At 66.7% G+C, this 19,390-nt stretch carries 17 protein-coding genes and 1 pseudogene; 11 read left to right on the top strand and 7 right to left on the bottom strand.

Annotation, left to right across the window (positions count from 1 at the left end; translation table 11 throughout):
• The first annotated feature begins 70 nt into the window (after positions 1-70).
• The 6 genes and pseudogenes from Q9R13_RS19320 to Q9R13_RS19340 all read left to right on the top strand — a co-directional run bounded on the left by Q9R13_RS19320 (position 71) and on the right by Q9R13_RS19340 (position 8,286).
• Positions 71-763: pseudogene (locus Q9R13_RS19320) on the top strand (GrpB family protein).
• Positions 764-1,513: 750 nt separating this feature from the next.
• The gene (locus Q9R13_RS19325) at positions 1,514-2,068 is read left to right on the top strand and encodes a MauE/DoxX family redox-associated membrane protein (RefSeq protein WP_310962800.1); all 555 of its coding nucleotides are present in this window, start codon (positions 1,514-1,516) and stop codon (positions 2,066-2,068) included.
• 561 nt (positions 2,069-2,629) lie between these two features.
• Positions 2,630-4,450 (top strand): ABC transporter ATP-binding protein, encoded by a 1,821-nt coding sequence (locus Q9R13_RS19330; RefSeq protein WP_310962801.1) that lies wholly within the window; start codon positions 2,630-2,632, stop codon positions 4,448-4,450.
• Positions 4,374-4,817, top strand: a complete 444-nt coding sequence (locus Q9R13_RS20335; RefSeq protein WP_397218611.1) for a S26 family signal peptidase — start codon at positions 4,374-4,376, stop codon at positions 4,815-4,817. The genes Q9R13_RS19330 and Q9R13_RS20335 overlap by 77 nt, the downstream gene beginning before the upstream one ends.
• Positions 4,817-7,555, top strand: coding sequence for an ABC transporter permease (locus tag Q9R13_RS19335; RefSeq protein WP_310962802.1), 2,739 nt, complete (start codon positions 4,817-4,819; stop codon positions 7,553-7,555). Before Q9R13_RS20335 ends, Q9R13_RS19335 begins: the two co-directional genes overlap by 1 nt.
• Positions 7,556-7,560: 5 nt before the next feature.
• Complete coding sequence (locus Q9R13_RS19340) at positions 7,561-8,286, top strand: ABC transporter ATP-binding protein (RefSeq protein WP_310965127.1); 726 nt, start codon at positions 7,561-7,563, stop codon at positions 8,284-8,286.
• 206 nt (positions 8,287-8,492) lie between these two features.
• On the opposite strand, the gene Q9R13_RS19345 is transcribed toward Q9R13_RS19340, so the two are convergent.
• Entirely contained in the window at positions 8,493-8,768 is a 276-nt protein-coding gene (locus Q9R13_RS19345) for a hypothetical protein (RefSeq protein ID WP_310962803.1), read from the bottom strand.
• Positions 8,768-8,995, bottom strand: coding sequence for a hypothetical protein (locus tag Q9R13_RS19350; RefSeq protein WP_310962804.1), 228 nt, complete (start codon positions 8,993-8,995; stop codon positions 8,768-8,770). The genes Q9R13_RS19345 and Q9R13_RS19350 overlap by 1 nt, the downstream gene beginning before the upstream one ends.
• Positions 8,996-9,649: 654 nt before the next feature.
• Here Q9R13_RS19350 and Q9R13_RS19355 point away from each other — a divergent pair.
• From Q9R13_RS19355 to Q9R13_RS19365, 3 genes are all read left to right on the top strand, one after another.
• The gene (locus Q9R13_RS19355) at positions 9,650-10,093 is read left to right on the top strand and encodes a YkvA family protein (RefSeq protein WP_310962805.1); all 444 of its coding nucleotides are present in this window, start codon (positions 9,650-9,652) and stop codon (positions 10,091-10,093) included.
• A 95-nt stretch (positions 10,094-10,188) separates the two neighbouring features.
• Positions 10,189-11,022 (top strand): iron uptake transporter permease EfeU, encoded by an 834-nt coding sequence (efeU, locus tag Q9R13_RS19360; RefSeq protein WP_310962806.1) that lies wholly within the window; start codon positions 10,189-10,191, stop codon positions 11,020-11,022.
• Between the two features lie 74 nt (positions 11,023-11,096).
• Positions 11,097-11,813, top strand: coding sequence for a cupredoxin domain-containing protein (locus Q9R13_RS19365; RefSeq protein WP_310962807.1), 717 nt, complete (start codon positions 11,097-11,099; stop codon positions 11,811-11,813).
• A gap of 19 nt (positions 11,814-11,832) precedes the next feature.
• On the opposite strand, the gene Q9R13_RS19370 is transcribed toward Q9R13_RS19365, so the two are convergent.
• The 5 genes from Q9R13_RS19370 to Q9R13_RS19390 all read right to left on the bottom strand — a co-directional run bounded on the left by Q9R13_RS19370 (position 11,833) and on the right by Q9R13_RS19390 (position 17,228).
• Positions 11,833-13,005 carry a YibE/F family protein gene (locus Q9R13_RS19370; RefSeq protein ID WP_310962808.1) on the bottom strand — a complete coding sequence of 391 codons (1,173 nt, stop codon included), beginning with the start codon at positions 13,003-13,005 and terminating at the stop codon, positions 11,833-11,835.
• A 301-nt stretch (positions 13,006-13,306) separates the two neighbouring features.
• Complete coding sequence (locus Q9R13_RS19375; RefSeq protein ID WP_397219474.1) at positions 13,307-15,541, bottom strand: heavy metal translocating P-type ATPase; 2,235 nt, start codon at positions 15,539-15,541, stop codon at positions 13,307-13,309.
• A 151-nt stretch (positions 15,542-15,692) separates the two neighbouring features.
• Positions 15,693-15,956 carry a heavy-metal-associated domain-containing protein gene (locus Q9R13_RS19380; RefSeq protein ID WP_310962810.1) on the bottom strand — a complete coding sequence of 88 codons (264 nt, stop codon included), beginning with the start codon at positions 15,954-15,956 and terminating at the stop codon, positions 15,693-15,695.
• Between the two features lie 43 nt (positions 15,957-15,999).
• Entirely contained in the window at positions 16,000-16,329 is a 330-nt protein-coding gene (locus Q9R13_RS19385; RefSeq protein ID WP_310962811.1) for a metal-sensitive transcriptional regulator, read from the bottom strand.
• 125 nt (positions 16,330-16,454) lie between these two features.
• Positions 16,455-17,228, bottom strand: coding sequence for a methyltransferase (locus Q9R13_RS19390; protein WP_310962812.1), 774 nt, complete (start codon positions 17,226-17,228; stop codon positions 16,455-16,457).
• 112 nt (positions 17,229-17,340) lie between these two features.
• Between Q9R13_RS19390 and Q9R13_RS19395 the strand changes: the two genes are divergently transcribed.
• Positions 17,341-18,816, top strand: a complete 1,476-nt coding sequence (locus Q9R13_RS19395) for an AlkA N-terminal domain-containing protein (RefSeq protein ID WP_310962813.1) — start codon at positions 17,341-17,343, stop codon at positions 18,814-18,816.
• Entirely contained in the window at positions 18,813-19,328 is a 516-nt protein-coding gene (locus Q9R13_RS19400; RefSeq protein WP_310962814.1) for a methylated-DNA--[protein]-cysteine S-methyltransferase, read from the top strand. The genes Q9R13_RS19395 and Q9R13_RS19400 overlap by 4 nt, the downstream gene beginning before the upstream one ends.
• Positions 19,329-19,390 lie beyond the last annotated feature (62 nt).

Below are 19,390 nucleotides of genomic sequence, written 5' to 3' on the forward strand. Positions count from 1 at the left end.
ACCCGACCGCTGAAGGGGACCGCCCGGCGGCCCGATCTGGGTCGGTGGATCACGCCCCTACGATCGGCGCGTGATCACGGTTCCGGACTACGACCCGGCCTGGCCCGAGCGCTTCAAGACTCTGCGCGATGAGTACCTGGAAGCAATGGTCGGTGCGGGCGTCCCTGTCGTTGCCATCGAGCACGTTGGAAGCACCTCGGTTCCCGGCCTCGCGGCCAAGCCCATCATTGATTGCCACATCGTCGTACAGCGAGATGACGTCGATGCCGCTTCTGATGTGCTGATCAGTTTGGGCTTCACGCCTCTGGGCGAGTTGAGTATCCCCGAGCGGTGGGCGTTCAAGGAGCCGGAGTGACTCGCAGGCGCCAACACCTATGTGGTCGTGGACGGGTCCCTGTCGCTCCGTAATCACTTGGCCCTGACGAACACGCTCCGAGCCGATGACGAGCTTCGTGATGAGTACGGCGCGGTCAAGAAGCGCGCCGGAGCGGTCGCTGCAAACATCGATGTCTATGGGAGGCAAAATCGCCGGTGGTCCAGAAGATCCTCAGGGCGGCTGGGCTCGCTCAGGACGAGCGCAGCTCGATTTCTGGCAACCAGGTGCCATCGCACGACGAACTTCCCCGGTAGGCGATCGGGCTGTGGACGACTACGCAGGTCGCGTCGTGGTCGTCGCCAAATCGCTAGGAACGCTGGCCGCCCCTGTCGCCGCCGCAAGAGGCTACGACGCCGCGTGGCTCACGCCGCTCCTCACCGAGCCTGATGCCGCCGAGCCGCTCTTGTCCACCCGGCTGCACAGTTCGTCGTCATCGGCTCCAGCGACCCCTACTTCAGTCAGGAAGTGTTAGACGCGCTACCAGGTATGCACCTGGTCGTGGCGGGTGACCACATATTGAGAGTCCCGGAAGACGCAGTAGCCATAGTCTCCAGTCACGACCGCTTCGTCCGGTCGTTCGACCAGTGGCTGATCGCGAGGCGACCGTAGGAACTGGCAGAGTGCGGGGAACGGGTCGATTCCGGCCGCCTTGGCGCCTGTTTCGTAGTTGATGGTCACGCGGAGTGCGCCGGTGCGGGATCCGGAGCGCAACTATGTATCGGTCTGGGGCCACCTCGGCGTGTCCCTCGACTCGCAAATGCCGAAGTTGGAGCTGGGAACCGTCTCCAGCGGCTCCGCGACATCATCCCGCCCGATGCGGACGACGGCGAGAGGTCTTGCGGTGAACTCGTGCATTGCTGTAGATCTGTCCTGTGTCGTCACTCGGTCGGCACACGATGAAGAGGGTGATCGCGATGAGCAAGTTTTTGCGATTGGCGGAGGGCTTGGTTGGCAAGCTCATCGGAGAGGCTGAGGCTGGGGCGTGTGTGCCGCAGAACGGCATGTGCTGCTACGAACCCAACCGGATACATAACTGCTACGGCAACTGCGTGACATTCTCGGGTTGCTGATGCCACTGGCCGGCGCTCATCTGTGCTGAGCGCCGGCCGCTATTCATGCATTTGACCCGGGGAGAATATGGCCACCCTTGCTGCTGCCACCGCGTTGGCGTTGGTCTTCGCCGTCTCTGCCGTGCTCAAGGCGCGTACCACCGATGAGTTCGCCCTCTTTGTCGCGTCGCTGCGAGACTACGGCCTGAGGAGCTTTCGGGTGCGCCGAGTCATTGCCGCCGGTGCCATCACCGCGGAGGCAGCGGCGGCATTGATCCTCGCCGTCCCAGTCTCGACGTTGGTACGTCGTGTGATGGTCGTCGTCAGCCTCCTATTGGTCCTGACTCTGGTGAACATAATTCGCGCGGCTTTGGGCGGCGAGAAGAGAGCTTGTCACTGCTTCGGTTCTAAGGATACGGCCCCGCTGTGGCTGCACATCACCGGAAACTGCGTTCTACTGACTCTTGGTGCCATTGGCGTGCTGGGTATTGGTGCAGGGACAGCTACGCCAGGTGATGCACTCTTCGGGGCCGGTCTGGGACTGATCCTTGGTGCTGCCGTCGTCGGTAGCGGCTTCCTTTACGCAAGTCTCGCGCCGGCTCAGCTGGCAGTTGCCGAGGCCTCGCCGCGAGCGAAATTGTGAGCGTCATGGTTGCGTGGTCAGCGCTGTTGACGATCGCGGTTAGCCTCGAAATAGTCCTCACCATCTTCATTCTGCGCGTCCTACGCCGTCGTGGACCTAGCTCAGGGCCGACCCGTGTTGCGCGGCCCGTTCCAGGGACGCGCCTCTCGGTGGCAGATGAATGGGATTGGTCCTTAAGTATGAGGACGCAACTCTCGCAAGGCAGCGCGTTGGTGGCATTCGTTGTGCCTGGTTGCTTGGGATGTCAAGTCCTGCGCGGCGAGTTCGACCGCCTGCATTTCTCGTCGGCGCCGCTGGTCGTTATTGCCGATCAAGAGCGTGGTGGCCTCGCCTCCCGCGAATATCTGGCTGTAACCTGGGCGAATGCGCTCATGACGGCCATTGCGCCGGCACCTTTGGAGACCCTTGAAGAGTTTGGGCGCGCCGGACGAGCTTCCTGCGATTGCACTCGTCCGGGACGGCATGGTCATCGCTTCCGCGCACCGCCTAGAACATTTGATTCAATCCCTGAGACCGAGTGACTGGGATGCAGGATCCTTTGTCGGCGAGGGGTGATTCGGGATGCGGACCCTCGTCGCTGCAGTTCAGATAGTTGCTCGCAGCGGTCCTCGCGAGTTCGGGCTCGTTCTGATTGCCGGAGCAATCGCGGGCACCGTATCCGTGCCATCCGCATGGTTAACCAAGCACTTGGTAGATCGTCTCAGTTCCGGGTCCGCCGATCAGTTCGAGGCCGCGGGTCTGGCGGTGCTTGCAGCGCTGCTTACCATGGCAGCCACTCAAGTCACCTATCTCTCGGCCATCGCAGGAGCAGTCCTCGAGGCGAAGGGCAAGATCGCCACCGAAACGTCCTTGGCGGCTGCAACGGTTCGCCACTTGGGGACCGAGTTCCTAGACGACGCCGAGCAACACGACAGACTGAATCTAGCCCGTCGCGGCGCGGAGGTGGTTCCGACGGTTGTCCCCAGTGCGATCGTAGAGGTAGTCAGTGCAGCCTTTGCGTTGGTCTGTTATGGAGTCCTGCTTTGGGAAACCTGGCCGCTGATGGTGGTCGCAATGGTGGCGGTCGCGGGCCCTACTGCGTACGTCCAGGTCTCCGTCAATCGCAGAGCGAGCGGCATTGTTGAGCGAAATTCTGGTGCACATCGCTGGCATGAGTATTTCTTCGGGCTCTTCGTGACGGGCGCCACGGCGCGGGACATGAGAATTCATGGGGTCGAGGGCTTCCTGCAACACAAATTGGCGGAGGCTCTGGGCGAAGCCCAGGAAGCCGAGATCCGTGCAGTGAAGAGGTCCACCATCGCTCAACTGGGATTGGTCACGATCCACGGTCTCCTAGGGGCCCTCGGAGCAGGGCTCGTAGCCTCTGCCGTATCCCGTGGGGCGGTAAGCATAGGGGATTTCGTGCTGTTTAGCGCGGCTGTGCTGGCGATCGAGACGCGCGCAGCGTCTTTGCTGAATCTGCATGGACGGATGAGTGTGACCCTCCGCTTGTTTGGCCATTTCACGGACTTCGTGTCATCCTCTCGCTCGGGGGTCGACGCCTTGAAATACTGCGTGGAAACGCCGCCACTGCGCGGAGAGATCCGGTTCGACGATGTTTGGTTCCGCTACTCCGATGACGTTGAGTGGGTATTGCGAGGGGTCAGCCTGAGCCTTCCGGTTGGCAAATCCGTCGGTCTGGTGGGCCTGAACGGGGAAGGCAAGACGACCATGGTGCGCCTGTTGACGAGGCTGAACACCCCGAACCGCGGTCGCATCTTGTGGGACGGTGTCGACATCGCCACCTTCGACCCCGCGTCATATCGCTGCCGGGTCACTGGGGTTCTTCAGGATCGACCGCGATACGAGATGACCTTGCATGACAATGTGGCTATGGGCCGTGGCCATGGAGCCGATCAGCGGACGTGCGTCGAGCGAGCATTGAAGGAAACCTCCGCCGACGCGATCGCTCGTCGCTTACCCCAGCAGACGGACACACTTTTGAGTACGCAGCGTCGCGGAGACGACGGAACCAACGGGACGACGCTTTCTGGCGGGCAGTGGGACAGAGTGGCTTTGGCGCGCGCCGCATTCCAGACCCTCGACAGGCCACCACTGGACCTGGTTGTTCTAGACGAGCCCAACGCCGGACTCGATCCGCGCAGCGAGGCGCAACTCCTCGGCGATCTCGAACATTTTGGTGCTCGGGCCACCCGTCTCTTGATTTCACATCGACTTGCGATGCTGCGTACTGCGGACTATATCGCGGTACTGGAATCTGGACGCATCAGCGAATTCGGTCCTCACGACGAGCTGATGAGCGCTCATGGGGCTTATTACGATCTCTTCGCGACTCAATCCGCGGCATATCTCTCACGAGGCCGACATCGTGCTGCAGATTAGACTCCTGCTCCCGCTGGCGACCTGCGCCGCGGCCGCTATCGTGGCGCGGCGGTCGTTCGCAACGGCGAGGGTTGTGGGGCACAGTATGGAACCGGCTCTATGCGACGGGGACCGCGTCTGGTTGGTGCGCCCAGGAGCCAATCATCGCTTCCACGTCGGCGATGTCATTGTGTTTGGGCATCCCCGCGGGCACGGGAGCCCACCGCTACTGATTAAGCGGATTGCGGAAGCGCCGTTGGACGAGCCGCCGCTGCCGCTTGGCAGTTTGTGGGTCCTCGGAGATGGCGAGTCTGCACTCGACTCTCGGCATCTCGGTCCTATTTCTGGCGATGCGGTGCTCGGTGTTGCCCTCATGAGGGGGCGCTGATGTTGGCGATGGCGTGGCACCGATTGTGGCGTCAGGGGGTTCGGACGGTTGTGCTGGGGTTCGCGATCGTGCTGGCGGCCACGGGATTCACGGTCCTCACGGCCTCCTCGAACGCTGCTCGACTCGAGACCATCGGAGTGGTCAGGAAGAGTGCCGGAGCCACCTACGACATCCTGGTGCGTCCCAAGGGTTCGCGGTCTGAGTTGGAGAAGTCCGGGGGGTTCGTGCAACCCGGATTCTTGACAGGAATCTATGGCGGGATCACCTTGCAGCAGTGGCATCAGATTCAGAAGATCGACTATGTCCAGATAGCTGCCCCGATCGCCATGCTCGGATACGCCTACCCGTCGTTGGAGATCCCGGTTGACACAACCGGGGCGTGGTCGAGGACAGGGACTTCTGTTGCGCGGGTCGATGTGACTTGGAAAGGCGACAACGGGCTCACGAGGACTCAGCAGAGTCCGGATTTCGCGGCCATTACCGACCAGGTGCTGAAGTTCAACAATGGAGCCTCAGCTAATCAAGGAATATGGCTGTACCGGGGCAGGGCCGGGTCAGAGCATGACGTGTGCCCGCAGCCAATCGGTGATGACGAGCGTCCCGAGCGCCGTGTCTCACAACTGTTGTGCTTCTCGCGCAACGGGGGCGGGATGGGCACCCGGGACGTCGGGGAGGATTACCGTCGCGCTGGTTTGCGTGGGGTGTTGGTGAGGTTCCCGCTCTCCTATGTGGTCGCGGCGGTCGATCCCGCCAGCGAGGACGCGTTGGTCGGACTCGACAAGGCGGTCACGTCCGGGCGATCCTTGAGTGGCGCGACGCTCAAGTATCCAGGCTCGATCGACGGTAAGGGTGTGCCGGTCCTCGTCTCCGACCGGGTCGGTGTCCGTGAGACGGCCACGATCACCGTGTCGTCCTTGGCGGGATCTGCTGGCCGCGCAGTGCTCGAAGGCAAGGGAGCCGCGGCACTCAAGCGAGTCTCATCGAGGCGTTCGTCTCGGTTCGTTGTCACCGCTAAGGACGCCCAGCAGCAGTTGCTCCGGGCGTTTCGGACGACCAAGCCCGTCTATGCCCAACAGCGACCTACCAAGTTCCTGCCCGGTGAGATCACTACGCTCGGGCAGGTAGGCCCGCCAGCCATCGCACGGGGGGCCAACGGGCTGCGGGTCAAGTTGCATCCTTCGCCTGCGACGGGTCGCTCCTATGACGTGGTGAGTCAAGCGCCAGCCAGCGACGAGCCGATGGCCAGGGACGTGACGAGTTCGGAGAAGGAGGCCGATGAGGGCGAACTTCCAACACCGACAACACTGCGCCTGCGGGGCGTGTTCGATCCTTCGAAGCTGACGAGCATCAGCGATCTGACCGACCAGGCCCTGGCGGGCTACGCAACAGCGCCGACCGAGGGAGCCAACGCCACAAGCAGGAGGTCGCTCGGGAACAGCCCGCTAAAGGCCTCGACCAATCTGGGCGGCTTCGTCCAGCCTCCACCAACCATGATCACTACCCTGGGTGCGATCCCTCAGTTGACCCAAGGATGGAGCCACTCGACAGAGGCGGCGCCGATATCAGCGATCCGAGTGCGCGTAACCGGGGCAAGCGTGTATGACGAGACCTCCCGGGAACGTATCCGCCTGACTGCACAGCGAATCCAGCAACAGACAGGGCTAGCCGTCGACATCACCACCGGATCGTCGGCTGGGAAGAAGGCGATTGCCCTGCCCGCCGGCAAGCACGGGCGGCCTGAACTAGCCTTATCCCAGTGGTGGGTAAAGAAGGGGGTGGCAACCCAGATCCTGTCTGCGGTCGATAAGAAATCCGTTGCCCTCTTCTGCCTCGTCCTCTTAGTTGCAGCTCTGTCCGTGGCCAACGCGGCGGTTGCGGCCGTTCGTACCAGACGCACCGAACTCGGTGTTCTGGCCAGCCTCGGGTGGCAGCGCGCCGATCTGTTTCGATCCGTTCTCTACGAACTCGGCTTGGTGGCCCTGGTTTCCGGACTGCTCAGCGTCGGGTTGGCTCTTGGACTCGGTTGGGCGCTCGGTTCCCATGTGGGACTTCTGCGCGCCATCTTGGCGTTGCCCGCAGCGTTCGCCGTCGCCGTGGTTGCGGGTGCCGTTCCAGCGATGCTCGCCGCACGCGCCGACCCGATGGACGCCATTCGCCCAGTCGTCAACGAGCCCGCAAAACCGCGTCATCCGCGAGGTTCGGTTGGCTTGGCCGCGCTCAACCTGGCCTTATCGAGAACGCGCACCGCCTTGGCCGCGCTCGGACTATTGATCGCCGTAGCAACTACTGCGATGTTGCTTGCGATCGTCCTCGGCTTCCAAGGGGCGGTCGTAGGAACGATCCTGGGCGACACAGTCTCGGTACAAACCCGCGGCGCCGACTACGCGGCGACGATAGCCACGCTGCTCTTGGCCTGTCTGGGTGTCACGAACGTGATGTACCTCAACATTCGCGACCGTGGTGCCGAGTTGGCGACCCTGCGAGCCGTCGGCTGGCGTGAGCACGACCTCGACTGGTTGATCACCGTTGAAGGCACTTTGCTTGCGCTTGTGGGCACTGTCCCCGGCGCCCTGCTTGGGTTAGCGGGAGCGTGGCTCTTAGTCGGTGGCTTCGCCCCCGCCATGGTCCTCGGTGCGCTTATCGCCTGGGCGGTGGCTACGGTGCTGGCGGGGATGTCAGCCTACGCTGCCACCGTCTTCGTCAGACGCCTTCCTACATCCGACCTGCTTACGGAGTGACGGCCATGACCATTCAAGGATCGATACCAGAGGTCGCTGACCCAGTGATCCACGTCAGCGAACTGCGGAAGACCTTTCACACTCTTGATGCCGAAGTCATCGCCGCTGATGGGATCGACCTCGCCGTTGGTCGAGGTACCGTAACGGCCCTCACCGGGCCGTCAGGTTCGGGCAAGTCCACCCTCCTTCATCTCATCGGGGCCTTGGACAGCCCGGACTCTGGCACCATCAGGGTCGGGGATGTCACGATCACCGAGATTTCCGCCCGAAGGCTTGCCGACTACCGCGCCAGCATTGGGTTTGTCTTCCAGAGCTTCCATCTGTTGGCGACCCTCTCGGTGCTCGACAACGTCACCGTCCCCCTCCTGCCGCGCCGCGGCGGCCGCAGGGACGCGGCTAGGACGAGAGACAAAGCTCGCGAGCTGCTGGCTGCCGTCGGACTTGCCGGACGAGAGAACTCCCCAGCGACCAAGCTCTCAGGAGGGCAGCAACAGCGCGTCGCGATCGCCCGCGCGCTTATCAATGAGCCGAGCGTCGTGCTAGCAGACGAACCCACCGGTAATCTCGACACCCACACGGGCGAAGAGATCATCCGGCTCTTGTTCGACCTCCGTGACACCTACCGCACAACCCTCGTGATCGCCACCCACGACTTTGACCTTGCCAAGCGATGCGACAACGTCGTCCACCTCCGTGACGGTCGACTCACCACTGAAGCGCCGCAGGTTTGATGGCTCTTCACAGATGAGCATCTCGGCGCCGCCTTCGGGGCGCACCGTGGTGCGCGAAGATTCGGCGCGGTGGCCCGTTGCGGATCGCGGGGTCGGGGCTGGACCTGGTGCCCACGCCCGCGGTTTAGGAACGCACTCTATGCCGCATGGAGGGCGGGTGGTGTCGGCGCAGTCGCGGGCTGCTGTCCTGCGAGCCCACACGCGACTCAGGCGACCTTGTTCGCGTATCGCTGTCGTGCCGCCTCGCCTGAGGTGCCCAGGAAGCTCCCAATCGCGGACCAGGAGATGCCCGCTTCGCGGGCGGCGCGCACCGCGTCGATGACGTGCCGTTCGGCCGCGGAGCGCTGGGTGACCGCCTCGCGGAGGAGGGCGACGGCATTCGCGTCGAGCTCATGCGCGGGGTCGGGTTCATAGTTCTCGAACTTGGCGGCGAGCTGGTCGGCGTGGGCAAGGATTTCGTCTACAGATCGGGGCATGGTCATCACCGGAGGAACTTCTCGCGGGCCAGCATCGCGTGCACGATGACGTGCACCTGCTCGCCCTGGACGTAACCGACTTCGAGGAAGATCGCGGCCTGATTGGGGCCGAGGATCATGGTGAACCCGTCACCGAGGTCCCAGACTCGGACCGGGTTGCGGTAGGCGTGGATGATCTCGTCCTCACCGAGCCCATGCTTGAGCGCGGAAGGAGCGATGATCGGGTCATCCACGCACTCCAAGATAACTTGTCACACCTGGGAGGGCAACGCGCGGCAGCGAAAGGCCGAATTGCCTCGCCCGCGCCCTCCTATTGACGCTGCGTCAGTCCGCAGATAGTCCGCAAGAAGTTCAAAAACGACCAACCCTCGCCAGCGACGTCAAGCCGCGTTTCCGCAGGTCAGAGGCACAATTCCAGCATTGGCCGATCCTCGCCAACCACGCGGGGCCGATTCCCGGCCATCACGCCCAAAGTGCAGGCACTTCAACCTGCTTCCCGAGACCCTGGCGTGAACTACGCATCCGGCAGCAGGATCGGTGTCACGTCGGCACCTTCGCCTGTACCCGACCTGCTTGGGCTCTGGTGGAAGTTCGCCCTCCTGAAGGTCGGAGTGGAGACCGCTGGGCAACACTGGGGCAACACCAGGGCCGAAAACAGTCCTCGACGACCAACGGCGATCCAGACCGCAAACCCCGTCTGACCTGCGCATTCATCAATTTTCATCATCGTCCGGTAGGGCCTCGGGCGCACTCTCAAGGCGGTAGCGCCGGTTCGAATCCGGTCGGGGGTACGCACGTGAATGGCTCTCTGACGTCAGCAAAGCTGGTCAGGGAGCCATCGTTGTCTGCCCTTCCCGGCGGTCCGGCTGCGGGGATGATCGGTGCGCATGGATACCGTGACTTGGGTGACGGTGTGGACCGCCCTGGGGACGCTTGCGGCGGGGCTGGTGGTGCTGTGGCTGGTCCTGGTCCTGGCGCTGTGGCGGGTTGCGCGCCGTGACGCCAGGACCGTCGAGCTGGGAGAGATGGTCCGGCTGGTCCCGGATCTCGTGCGACTCGTCTCGCGGTTGGCACGTGACTCGAGCCTGCCGCGTGGGGTGCGGATCCGGCTCGCGGCGCTGCTTGTCTACCTGGCCTCGCCGCTCGACCTGGTCCCCGACTTCGTACCGATCCTGGGCTATGCCGATGACGTCGTGGTGCTCGCACTCGTGCTGAGGTCGGTGGTCAGGCGCGCGGGCCCCGAGGCCATCGAGCGGCTGTGGCCCGGCACCGAGGCCGGCCTAGCCGCTGTGATGACACTCGCCGGAGCGAGCCGGCCGCGCGAGTCCTGAGGGCGCCGTACGGACCTTTCGGCGTGGTGGGGCTGGCGCCGACACGGGGGCGTATGTAAGGTGTGCCTTACCTAATTACTGCGGAGGTGTGAGAGGTGCTGGCGAACTTCCTGATCGGCCTGCGTGAGGGTCTCGAGGCGGCCCTGGTCGTGTCGATCCTGATCGCCTATCTGGTCCGCACCGGGCGTCGAGATCGGGTGCGCGATGTGTGGTGGGGCGCCGCGGCCGCGGTCGCGCTCAGTGTCGGCTTCGGGGCGCTGCTCACGTTCACCAGCTCAGAGATGTCGTTCCGGGCCCAGGAGGCGTTCGGCGGACTGATGTCGATCCTCGCGGTGGGCCTGGTCACCTGGATGATCTTCTGGATGCGCCGTACCGCGCGATTCCTCAAGCGCGAGCTCGAGGGCAAGGTGGCCGCGGCGCTGGCGATCGGCCCGCTCGCACTGGTCGTGATCGCGTTCGTGTCGGTCGCCCGAGAGGGGATCGAGACCTCCCTGTTCATCTGGTCGACCACGCAGGCGACCAGTGGAACTCAGCCCTTCCTCGGTGCGCTGCTGGGCCTGCTCACTGCAGTGGCGCTGGGCTATTTGCTCTATCGCAGTGCAGTTCAGATCAACCTGGCCACGTTCTTCAGATACACCGGCATCGGGCTGGTCGTGGTCGCCGCCGGAGTGCTGGCCTACGGGTTGCACGACCTGCAGGAGGCAGGCTGGCTGCCCGGCCTGACCAGCACCGTGTTCGACGTCAGCGCCCAGGTGCCGCTGTCGTCCTGGTACGGCGCGCTGCTCAAGGGTGCCTTCAACTGGAACCCTGCGCCGACCCACCTCGAGCTCACCGCGTGGGCGGCCTACCTGGTGGTCGTGATGACTGCGTTCCTGTGGCCGGCACGCAGCACGGCACCCCGGCGGGTGGCCTCCTCGGCCCGGGTCTGACCCACCGACGTCAGACCCTCCTGCTCTACCGACCTCTTCTCGTGTGAACCCGACCCCTCTGAAAGGCATGCCCCATGACTTCTGTGCGAACCCGCTCTCTCCTCGGTGGCTTCCTCGCCGCTCCCGCCCTGCTCGGCACCCTGACCGCATGCGGCAGCGGTGACGCGACCGAGGCCATCTCCCACGACGTCGAGGCCGGCGACCGCACCTGCACGGTCGACGACACCGCGTTGGCCGCCGGCCGGCACGCCTTCCGGATCCAGAACGTCGGCTCCGACGTCACCGAGGTCTACGTCTACGGCAAGAACGGCGAGAAGTTCTCCAAGATCATCGGCGAGAGGGAGAACATCGGGCCCGGCACGACCCAGACCCTCGAGCTGGACCTCGCGGCCGGCGACTACCAGCTGGCCTGCAAGCCCGGGATGGTCGGCGACGGCATCCGCACGGCGCTGAGTGTCACCGGAGCCGGCGGACACACCGAGGCGGCCGAGGGCTACGACCGCGAGCTGGAGTTCGTGGTCACCAGGAACGGCACCGTGCGCTCGCCTGCGGACCTCGGTGGCTCCCGTGGTGAGCGGATCGAGTTCAAGCTCGAGAACCGCTCGGCAGCCGAGCACTACCTCGAGCTGCTCGGTCCCGACGGCACCGAGCTCGGCGAGGGTGAAGCCCACGCGGGCGACGACGCCGAGTTCATCGCCCCGCTCACCGACGCCGGTGCCTACCAGGTGAAGGTCTTCCGCGACGGCCATGAGGACGCCGCCACCACGCTGCCGTTCAAGGTCGGGAAGTAGCGGGTCGCCGTCACCTCGGTCATGCGACGAGCTGATTGCGGGACGCCCGCGGAGCCCGGGCAGTGCCTGCGAGGAGGGCGGCGAGCGCAGTGGTGAAGGGCACCGTCAGGACCAGCCCGATCGAGCTGGTCAGGGTGCGCAGCACCTCTTCGGCGATGTCCTCGGAGTTGAGCACCGACGAGGCCGGCATGGCGTAGAGCTGCACCAGCAGCAGGGTCGCCATCGCGGTGCCGACGTAGGCGAACACGAGGGTGTAGATGGTCGAGGCCAGGTGGTCCCGCCCGATCCGCATACCCGCGGAGAACAGGCTGCGCAGGGAGGCTTCCGGGGCCGCGGCGCGCAGCTCCCAGACCGCGGAGACCTGAGTGATGGTGACATCGTTGAGGACTCCGAGTGCGGCAACGATCGTCATGCACATGAACAGGCCCTGGAAGTTCAGGTGGACCTGACCGCTGAGCAGGCCCGAGGCGTCGTCGCCCACTCCCGAGAGTCGGCCGCCGCGTACGGCGTACCAGCCGATCACGGTGGTCAGACCGATGCCCAGGAGCGTGCCGGCGAGCGCGGTGCTGGTGCGCAGCGAGATCCCGTGCGTCAGGTAGAGCACCACGAACATGATCACCGTGCTGCCCGACAGCGCCACTCCGACCCCCGAGTGTCCCTGGAGCAGCGCAGGGAGCATGAACTCCAGCACCACCGCACCGCCCACACTCAGGCTGACCACCGCTAGCAGCCCGCGCAGGCGCGCGACGGCGACCACCACCAGCAGGAACAAGACCCCCAGCGCCCACATCGCGTTGTGTCGAACCACCCCGAAGAACGCGAAGGAGTCAGCCGCCCCGTTGGAGCCCGGCGTACGGATCAGCTCGACCCGGTCACCGGCGCGCAGGCCCGAGCTCGCGTCCGCCGCGGACAGCTGGACCGTGACGCTCTCGCCGCGCGCGACCCCTTCGCTCACCCGGACTCGGATCTGCGCGCATCCTCCCGTCGACGTCTGGTGGTTGCCCGGGCAGCTGTGCTGCACCTGGATCACCGTGGCCTCCGGATACGTGGTCCCCGGAGCGCTGTAGGCGAGGTGGGGCTGTTCCGCAGCACCGGAGTGGGGAAACAGCACGACCATCCCCACCAGCGCCGCGATCGCGCATCCGGCCAGGAAGGTGAGCAGCAGCCACCGTGACCTGGTGCCCAGCGGCAACGGGTCCGGGGTGTGGCCGTGTCCGTGGCCACGTCCGGCCTCCGTCGTGGGTGCCCCCGATGCGGTGCTTGCTGATCGCGGCTCGCGCGTGTGTCGACCTGGCATCGAGGCTCAGCGGAGGCGATCCGAGCGGGTGCCGCAGACTTCGGCCGAGTAGGCGGCTCGCTCAGGTCGGCGGATCATCGACACTCCTGTCCTTCGGCGGACACTCACGACGTCCGGATCCGGGCGCCGTGTGCGGCCGTTGTGGCCATGCCCGTGCACGTGCCTGAGCGTAGCGACACGCTGCGCCCTTCGTCGGTCAGGCCGCGGACGACGACTGCGCCTTGAATCTGCGCAGCCTGAGGCTGTTGGACACGACGAAGACCGAGGAGAAGGCCATGGCCGCACCGGCGAGCATCGGGTTGAGGAGCCCGGCGGCCGCCAGCGGGATCGCGGCGACGTTGTAGGCGAAGGCCCAGAACAGGTTGCCCTTGATCGTCGCCAGGGTGCGGCGGGAGAGCCGGATGGCATCGGCAGCCACGCGGAGGTCGCCACGGACCAGGGTGAGGTCACCGGCCTCGATGGCCACGTCGGTGCCGGTGCCCATGGCCAGGCCGAGGTCTGCCTGGGCCAGCGCGGCCGCGTCGTTGACGCCGTCGCCGACCATCGCGACCACGCGACCCTCGGCCTGCAGGCGCTTGACGACCGCCACCTTCTCGGCCGGAAGGACCTCGGCGATGACGTCGTCATCGGCGATGCCCACCTCGGCGGCCACAGCGCGGGCGACGCTCTCGTTGTCCCCGGTGAGCAGCACGGGCCGCAGCCCGAGCTGCCGGAGCTCGCGGATGGCGGCCGCGGAGGTCTCCTTGACCGCGTCGGCCACCACGACGATGCCGCGGGCCTTGCCGTCCCAGCCAACGGCGATCGCCGTGCCGCCGGTCGCTTGGGCGTCTCGCATCGAGCCTCGGAGGTCGTCGTCCAGGTGTTGGGACCACTCAGCGAGAAGGCGTGGCCGGCCGACCAGGACCGCGTGGCTGGACTGTCCGTCGAGTACGACGCCCTGGACGCCGAGCCCCTCCACGTTGGCGAACTCCTCGACACCGGGCAGGGATCCGAATCGGGCACGAGCAGCGTCGGCGACAGCGCGGGCGATCGGGTGCTCGGAGGCGTCCTCGAGCGCGCCGGCGTACCGCAGCACCTCGGCCTCCTGCTCACCCGCAGCGGGGATCACGTCGCGCAGGGTCATCCGGCCGGTGGTGACCGTGCCGGTCTTGTCGAGTACGACGGTGTCCACCGACCGTGTCGACTCCAGCACCTCCGGGCCCTTGATCAAGATGCCCAGCTGAGCACCACGGCCGGTGCCCACCATGAGTGCGGTCGGTGTGGCGAGGCCGAGCGCGCACGGGCAGGCGATGATCAGCACGGCGACTGCCGCGGTGAACGCGGCGGCAAGGCCGTTGCCGGTGCCCAGCCAGAAGCCGAGCGTCGCGACGGACAGCATGATGACGATCGGCACGAAGATGCCCGAGATCCGGTCGGCCAGGCGCTGCACCTGGGCCTTGCCGTTCTGTGCGTCCTCCACGAGCCGTGCCATCTGCGCGAGCTGGGTGTCCGCGCCGACGCGGGTCGCGCGCACGACCAGCCGGCCGCCGGCGTTCACGGTCCCGCCGACGACCGCGTCGCCCTCGCGCACCTCGACCGGGACCGACTCGCCGGTCAGCATCGAGGCGTCGACCGCGGAGGTGCCGCCCTCGACGACACCGTCGGTCGCGACCTTCTCGCCCGGACGGACGACGAAGAGGTCGCCCTCCGACAGGTTGGCCACCGGGACACTCGTTTCGGTCACACCGTCGGGCCCCAGGACCGAGACCTCCTTCGCTCCCAGGTTGAGGAGCGCCCGCAGTGCTGCGCCCGCCCGCCGCTTCGACCGTTGCTCGAAGTAGCGACCAGCCAGGATGAATGTGGTCACGCCTGCTGCGGCTTCGAGGTAGATGTTGCCCGCACCATCGCTGCGCTCGACGGTGAGCTCGAAGGGGTGCCGCATCCCGGTCACGCCGGCCGTGCCCCAGAACAGGGCGTACACCGACCAGCCCAGTGCCGCGAGCGTGCCGACCGAGATCAGGGTGTCCATCGTGGAGGCGCCATGGCGGAGGTTCGTCCAGGCGGCCTTGTGGAAGGGCCAGGCCCCCCAGGCCACGACGGGTGCGGCCAGGGTGAGCGAGAGCCACTGCCAGTTGTCGAACTGAAGCGCCGGCATCATCGCCATCGCCACCACCGGGACGCTCAGCACGGCCGAAATGACCAACCGCTGCCGTAGTGAGTCGACGGGGTCCGGTCCGCCGGGAGCGGATCCCGAGCCGGACTCCGACTGCGGAGGCTGCGCGAGCAGCGCGCCGTACCCGGCGGACTCGACGGCGGAGACCAGGTCGGCGGGCGTGACGCGTTCGTCGAAGGTCACCTTCGCCTTCTCCGTGGCGTAGTTGACCGTAGCGGTCACGCCGTCGAGCCTGTTGAGCTTGCGCTCCACACGGTTGGCGCACGATGCGCAGGTCATCCCGGTGATGGCGAGCTCGATGCCGCCGGGAGCACCGGCTGCGCTCGACGTGGCCGTGCGTGACGCACTCGGTGCGCCTTGCTGAGCCTGCCTGGTCATCAGACCTCCTCGGAAACGGTTCGGCCGGCTCGGTGGGCGGAGTCGCCGGTGCTCATGCCAGCGCGTAGCCCGCCTCGCGGACCGCCGCTTCGACGGCCTCGGGCGGGACGGGCTGGTCGGATCGGAAGGTCAACCTGCCGGTGGACAGGTCGACGACCACGTCACGGACGCCATCGATCGCCTGCACCTCCTCGGTGACCGAGGCGACGCAGTGGCCGCAGGTCATGCCGCTCACCGTGTACGACGCGGTGCCGGCCTCGGAGATCGCGCCGCTCGTCGTGTCGATGTCGGCCTTGGCGGTGTCATCGCTGCACATGTTCGGTGTTCCTCTCGGGTGTCTTCGTGTGTGCGGGTCTGGCTCAGCTGCGGACGAGTCGTGCGATGGCGTCGGAGGCCTCCTTGAGCTTCACCTCGGCCTCGCCACCGCCCTGGGCGACGGCGTTGACCACGCAGTGCGCCATGTGCTCGTCGAGCAGCGCGAGCGCCACCGACTCGAGCGCCTTCGTCATCGCCGAGATCTGCGTGAGGATGTCGATGCAGTACTTCTCCTCCTCGACCATCCGCTGCAGGCCGCGAGCCTGGCCCTCGATCCGTCGGAGCCGCTTGAGGTAGTCGTCCTTCGTCCCGTTCGCGACATAGCTGTACTGCGGAGCCGACGGCTCGCTCGTGATGGGATCGCTCTGCGTCATGGATCCGTCCTCTGTCCGGTTTCGTACTGCGGCAGCCACATACCCCCATGGGGTATTCCTAGGATGCCTGCAGCATACCCCCATGGGGTATCGCGATTCAAACGTGTGGCCGGTTCCGGTCGGAGTCAGCTGCTCTGCTGGGCCACGAGGTGGAAGACGCGGCTCAGCTGTCGGTAGGGGTCGCGTCGACTCGCCTCCAGCTCGACCTCGGCGATCCGGGTCAGCTCGTCCTCGCCGTCATCGAGCGCCATCCAGTCGGTGAACAGCCAGACGCCGTACCAGCCCAGCGTGCGGACGCCGTGCCGGGCGAACGCGCGGCCGAGGTCCTCGACGGTATCCGCGCGGGTGGGCAGTCCGAGCACACCGCGCTCCTCTCGGGAGCCGAAGGCGACCCTCGCGTCGTCCCAGCGGTGCTCCAGGGCGGGACGCACGGCCATGGCCGCTGCGTTGAGCCCCAGCACCGAGACGATGCCGCCGGTCGCGGTGCACGCGGACAGCGCGCTGATCATCGGGGCCGGGTCGGGCAGGTACATGAGCACTCCGTGGCACAGGACCGCGGCGAACGTACGCTGTTCGAGCAGGTCGGGAGCGTCCTCGCCTCGGCCCCGGACCAGCCGGACCCGGTCCCGGACCTCCGGCGGCTCACCGGCCAGGCGCTGCTCCGCCGCGGCGAGCATGGCGTCCGACGAGTCGAGGAGGACGACGTGGTAGCCGAGGCGGGCCAGCGGGAACGACTGGTGTCCGGCGCCGCCACCGACGTCGAGGATCGTGGCCGGCGGAGGCGGCAGGTGCTCCCTGAGGTGATGATGCAGGACGTAGGTGCGCACTCTGCCCTTCACGCTGGCGTAGGCGCCCTCGATGAACCGGTCGGTCAGCTCCGCCCAGGGATCCTCGGTCATGACGCCATCCTGCCTGCGCCTGCGCTCACCCGCTCGGTGTCCAGTGCGGTCGGGCCATGGTGATGGCCGATTTCCGCTAGAACTACCCGGGGCGCTCCCGCAGACTGGACCCATGAGCACGGCGATGTACCTCGACATCGAGGCCTGCTACCGAGCGGTGAAGAGCAAGGATCGGCGCTTCGACGGGATGTTCTACACGGCTGTGCGTACCACCGGCATCTACTGCCGGCCGAGCTGCCCGGCGATCACCCCGAAGCTCGCGAACGTCACCTTCCACCCGACGGCAGCCGCTGCCCAGCAGGCCGGCTACCGTGCCTGCAAGCGCTGCCTGCCGGACGCCACTCCTGGGTCCCCGGACTGGGACGTCACCGCCGACATCGCGGGACGGGCGATGCGCCTGATCGCGGATGGGACGATCGAGCGTGAGGGCGTCGACGGGTTGGCGACCAAGCTGGGCTACTCGACCCGGCAGCTGAACAGGGTGGTCACCCGCACGTTCGGCGCCGGTCCGCTGGCGCTCGCGCGGGCGCGACGGGCCCAGACGGCACGCGTCCTGGTCGAGACAACCGATCTGGCGCTCGCCGAGATCGCCTTCGCCTCGGGCTTCTCGAGCATCCGTCAGTTCAACGACACGGTCCGTGAGGTCTACGCGAGCACGCCCAGCGAGCTCCGCGGCCGGCGGGGGAGTACGACGGCCTCGGGCGCGATCGCCACCAGGATCGGCGTGCGAGAGCCCTTCGATGCGGCGAGCCTGCTGGGCTTCCTGGCCCTCCGCGCCGTTCCGGGCGTCGAGGTGGTCGAGGCCGGCTGCTACGAGCGCTCGCTCCGGCTGCCGCACGGACCGGGTGTGGTGCGCATCGACCTGACCGGCCGTCCCGCGGGGTCGGTGCCGTGCCGGTTCACGCTCGCCGACACACGCGACCTCGCGCCAGCGCTGGAGCGGACCAGGCGGCTGCTCGACGCCGACTGTGACCCCGTCGCGGTCGACGACCAGCTCGGTGCGGACCCACGGCTGGCGCCCCTGGTGCGTCGTCGCCTGGGCCTTCGGGTGCCGGGCCATGTCGACGGGGCCGAGCTCGCCGCCCGCGCCGTACTCGGACAGCAGGTCAGCGTGGCCGGAGCCCGCACTCTGGCGGCTCGGCTGGTGGCCGCCCATGGGGAGCCGCTCGATCTCGCCGGAGACCACGCCGTCACCCACCTCTTCCCGACCGCTGACCGGCTCGCGGCAGTCGATCCGGAGGAGATCGCGATGCCACGAGCGCGCGGCATCGCCCTGAGAGCCGTGTCCGCTGCACTCGCCGACGGCACGGTGCGCCTGGACCGCAGTGCCGATCGCAGGGAGGTGCGCGCCGGCCTGCTCGCCCTGCCGGGCATCGGACCGTGGACCGCGGACTACGTCGTGATGCGCGCCCTCGCCGATCCCGACGCGTTCCTGCCCACTGACGTGGGCGTCCGGCACGCCGCAGAACGACGCGGGATCACCGACGTCGTCGCCGCCGCGGAGGAGTGGCGACCCTGGCGGTCCTACGCACTCATGCACCTGTGGTCGGCACTCGCCGACCGCGCTGACGAAGGAGACATAAGGTGACCACGACACTGGAGACGAAGGCGCACACGATGTGGACCACGATGGACTCGCCGGTCGGCGAGCTGCGCATCATCGCGCGTGACGACGCCCTGGCGGCCATCGAGTTCAGCCCCTTCCGGGGTCTCTCGGACGGTCGTCCCATCGGGGAACGGGCCGACCACGATCCACTGCTGGCGCGGGCGGTAGCCCAGCTCTCGGCGTACTTCGCGCGCGAGCTGAAGGAGTTCGACCTGCCGCTGGCGCCGGCCGGGTCGACGTTCCAGAAGTCGGTGTGGGCCCAGCTGCTGGAGATCGGCTACGGGCAGACCGCGTCGTACGGCGAGATCGCGCGCCGCCTCGGCCACACCAACGCCGCTTCGCGCGCCGTGGGGCTCGCCAACGGGCGCAACCCGATCCCGATCGTCATCCCGTGCCACCGGGTCATCGGAGCCAACGGCAGCCTGACCGGGTATGCCGGCGGCCTCGAGCGCAAGCAGATCCTGCTCGGCCTCGAGCAGGATGCCCTGTTCTGAGGCTTCCCAGTGAGGGCGGCCCGGGTGAGGGCCGCTCGGTGAGGGCGCTGCTGGTTCGCCGT

Source organism: Nocardioides marmorisolisilvae, from assembly GCF_031656915.1.
GTDB classification, from domain to species: Bacteria; Actinomycetota; Actinomycetes; order Propionibacteriales; family Nocardioidaceae; genus Marmoricola; species Marmoricola terrisoli.

Excerpts from the sequence above, each read along its gene's own strand:
- Q9R13_RS19335 (WP_310962802.1), top strand. The coding sequence starts at position 4,817 with ATGTTGGCGATGGCGTGGCACCGATTGTGGCGTCAGGGGGTTCGGACG.
- Q9R13_RS19375 (WP_397219474.1), bottom strand. The coding sequence starts at position 15,541 with ATGACCTGCGCATCGTGCGCCAACCGTGTGGAGCGCAAGCTCAACAGG.
- Q9R13_RS19330 (WP_310962801.1), top strand. The coding sequence starts at position 2,630 with ATGCGGACCCTCGTCGCTGCAGTTCAGATAGTTGCTCGCAGCGGTCCT.
- Q9R13_RS19325 (WP_310962800.1), top strand. The coding sequence starts at position 1,514 with ATGGCCACCCTTGCTGCTGCCACCGCGTTGGCGTTGGTCTTCGCCGTC.
- Q9R13_RS19395 (WP_310962813.1), top strand. The coding sequence starts at position 17,341 with ATGAGCACGGCGATGTACCTCGACATCGAGGCCTGCTACCGAGCGGTG.
- Q9R13_RS19340 (WP_310965127.1), top strand. The coding sequence starts at position 7,561 with ATGACCATTCAAGGATCGATACCAGAGGTCGCTGACCCAGTGATCCAC.
- Q9R13_RS19365 (WP_310962807.1), top strand. The coding sequence starts at position 11,097 with ATGACTTCTGTGCGAACCCGCTCTCTCCTCGGTGGCTTCCTCGCCGCT.
- Q9R13_RS19345 (WP_310962803.1), bottom strand. The coding sequence starts at position 8,768 with ATGACCATGCCCCGATCTGTAGACGAAATCCTTGCCCACGCCGACCAG.
- Q9R13_RS19355 (WP_310962805.1), top strand. The coding sequence starts at position 9,650 with ATGGATACCGTGACTTGGGTGACGGTGTGGACCGCCCTGGGGACGCTT.
- Q9R13_RS19390 (WP_310962812.1), bottom strand. The coding sequence starts at position 17,228 with ATGACCGAGGATCCCTGGGCGGAGCTGACCGACCGGTTCATCGAGGGC.
- Q9R13_RS19380 (WP_310962810.1), bottom strand. The coding sequence starts at position 15,956 with ATGTGCAGCGATGACACCGCCAAGGCCGACATCGACACGACGAGCGGC.
- Q9R13_RS20335 (WP_397218611.1), top strand. The coding sequence starts at position 4,374 with ATGGGGCTTATTACGATCTCTTCGCGACTCAATCCGCGGCATATCTCT.
- Q9R13_RS19385 (WP_310962811.1), bottom strand. The coding sequence starts at position 16,329 with ATGACGCAGAGCGATCCCATCACGAGCGAGCCGTCGGCTCCGCAGTAC.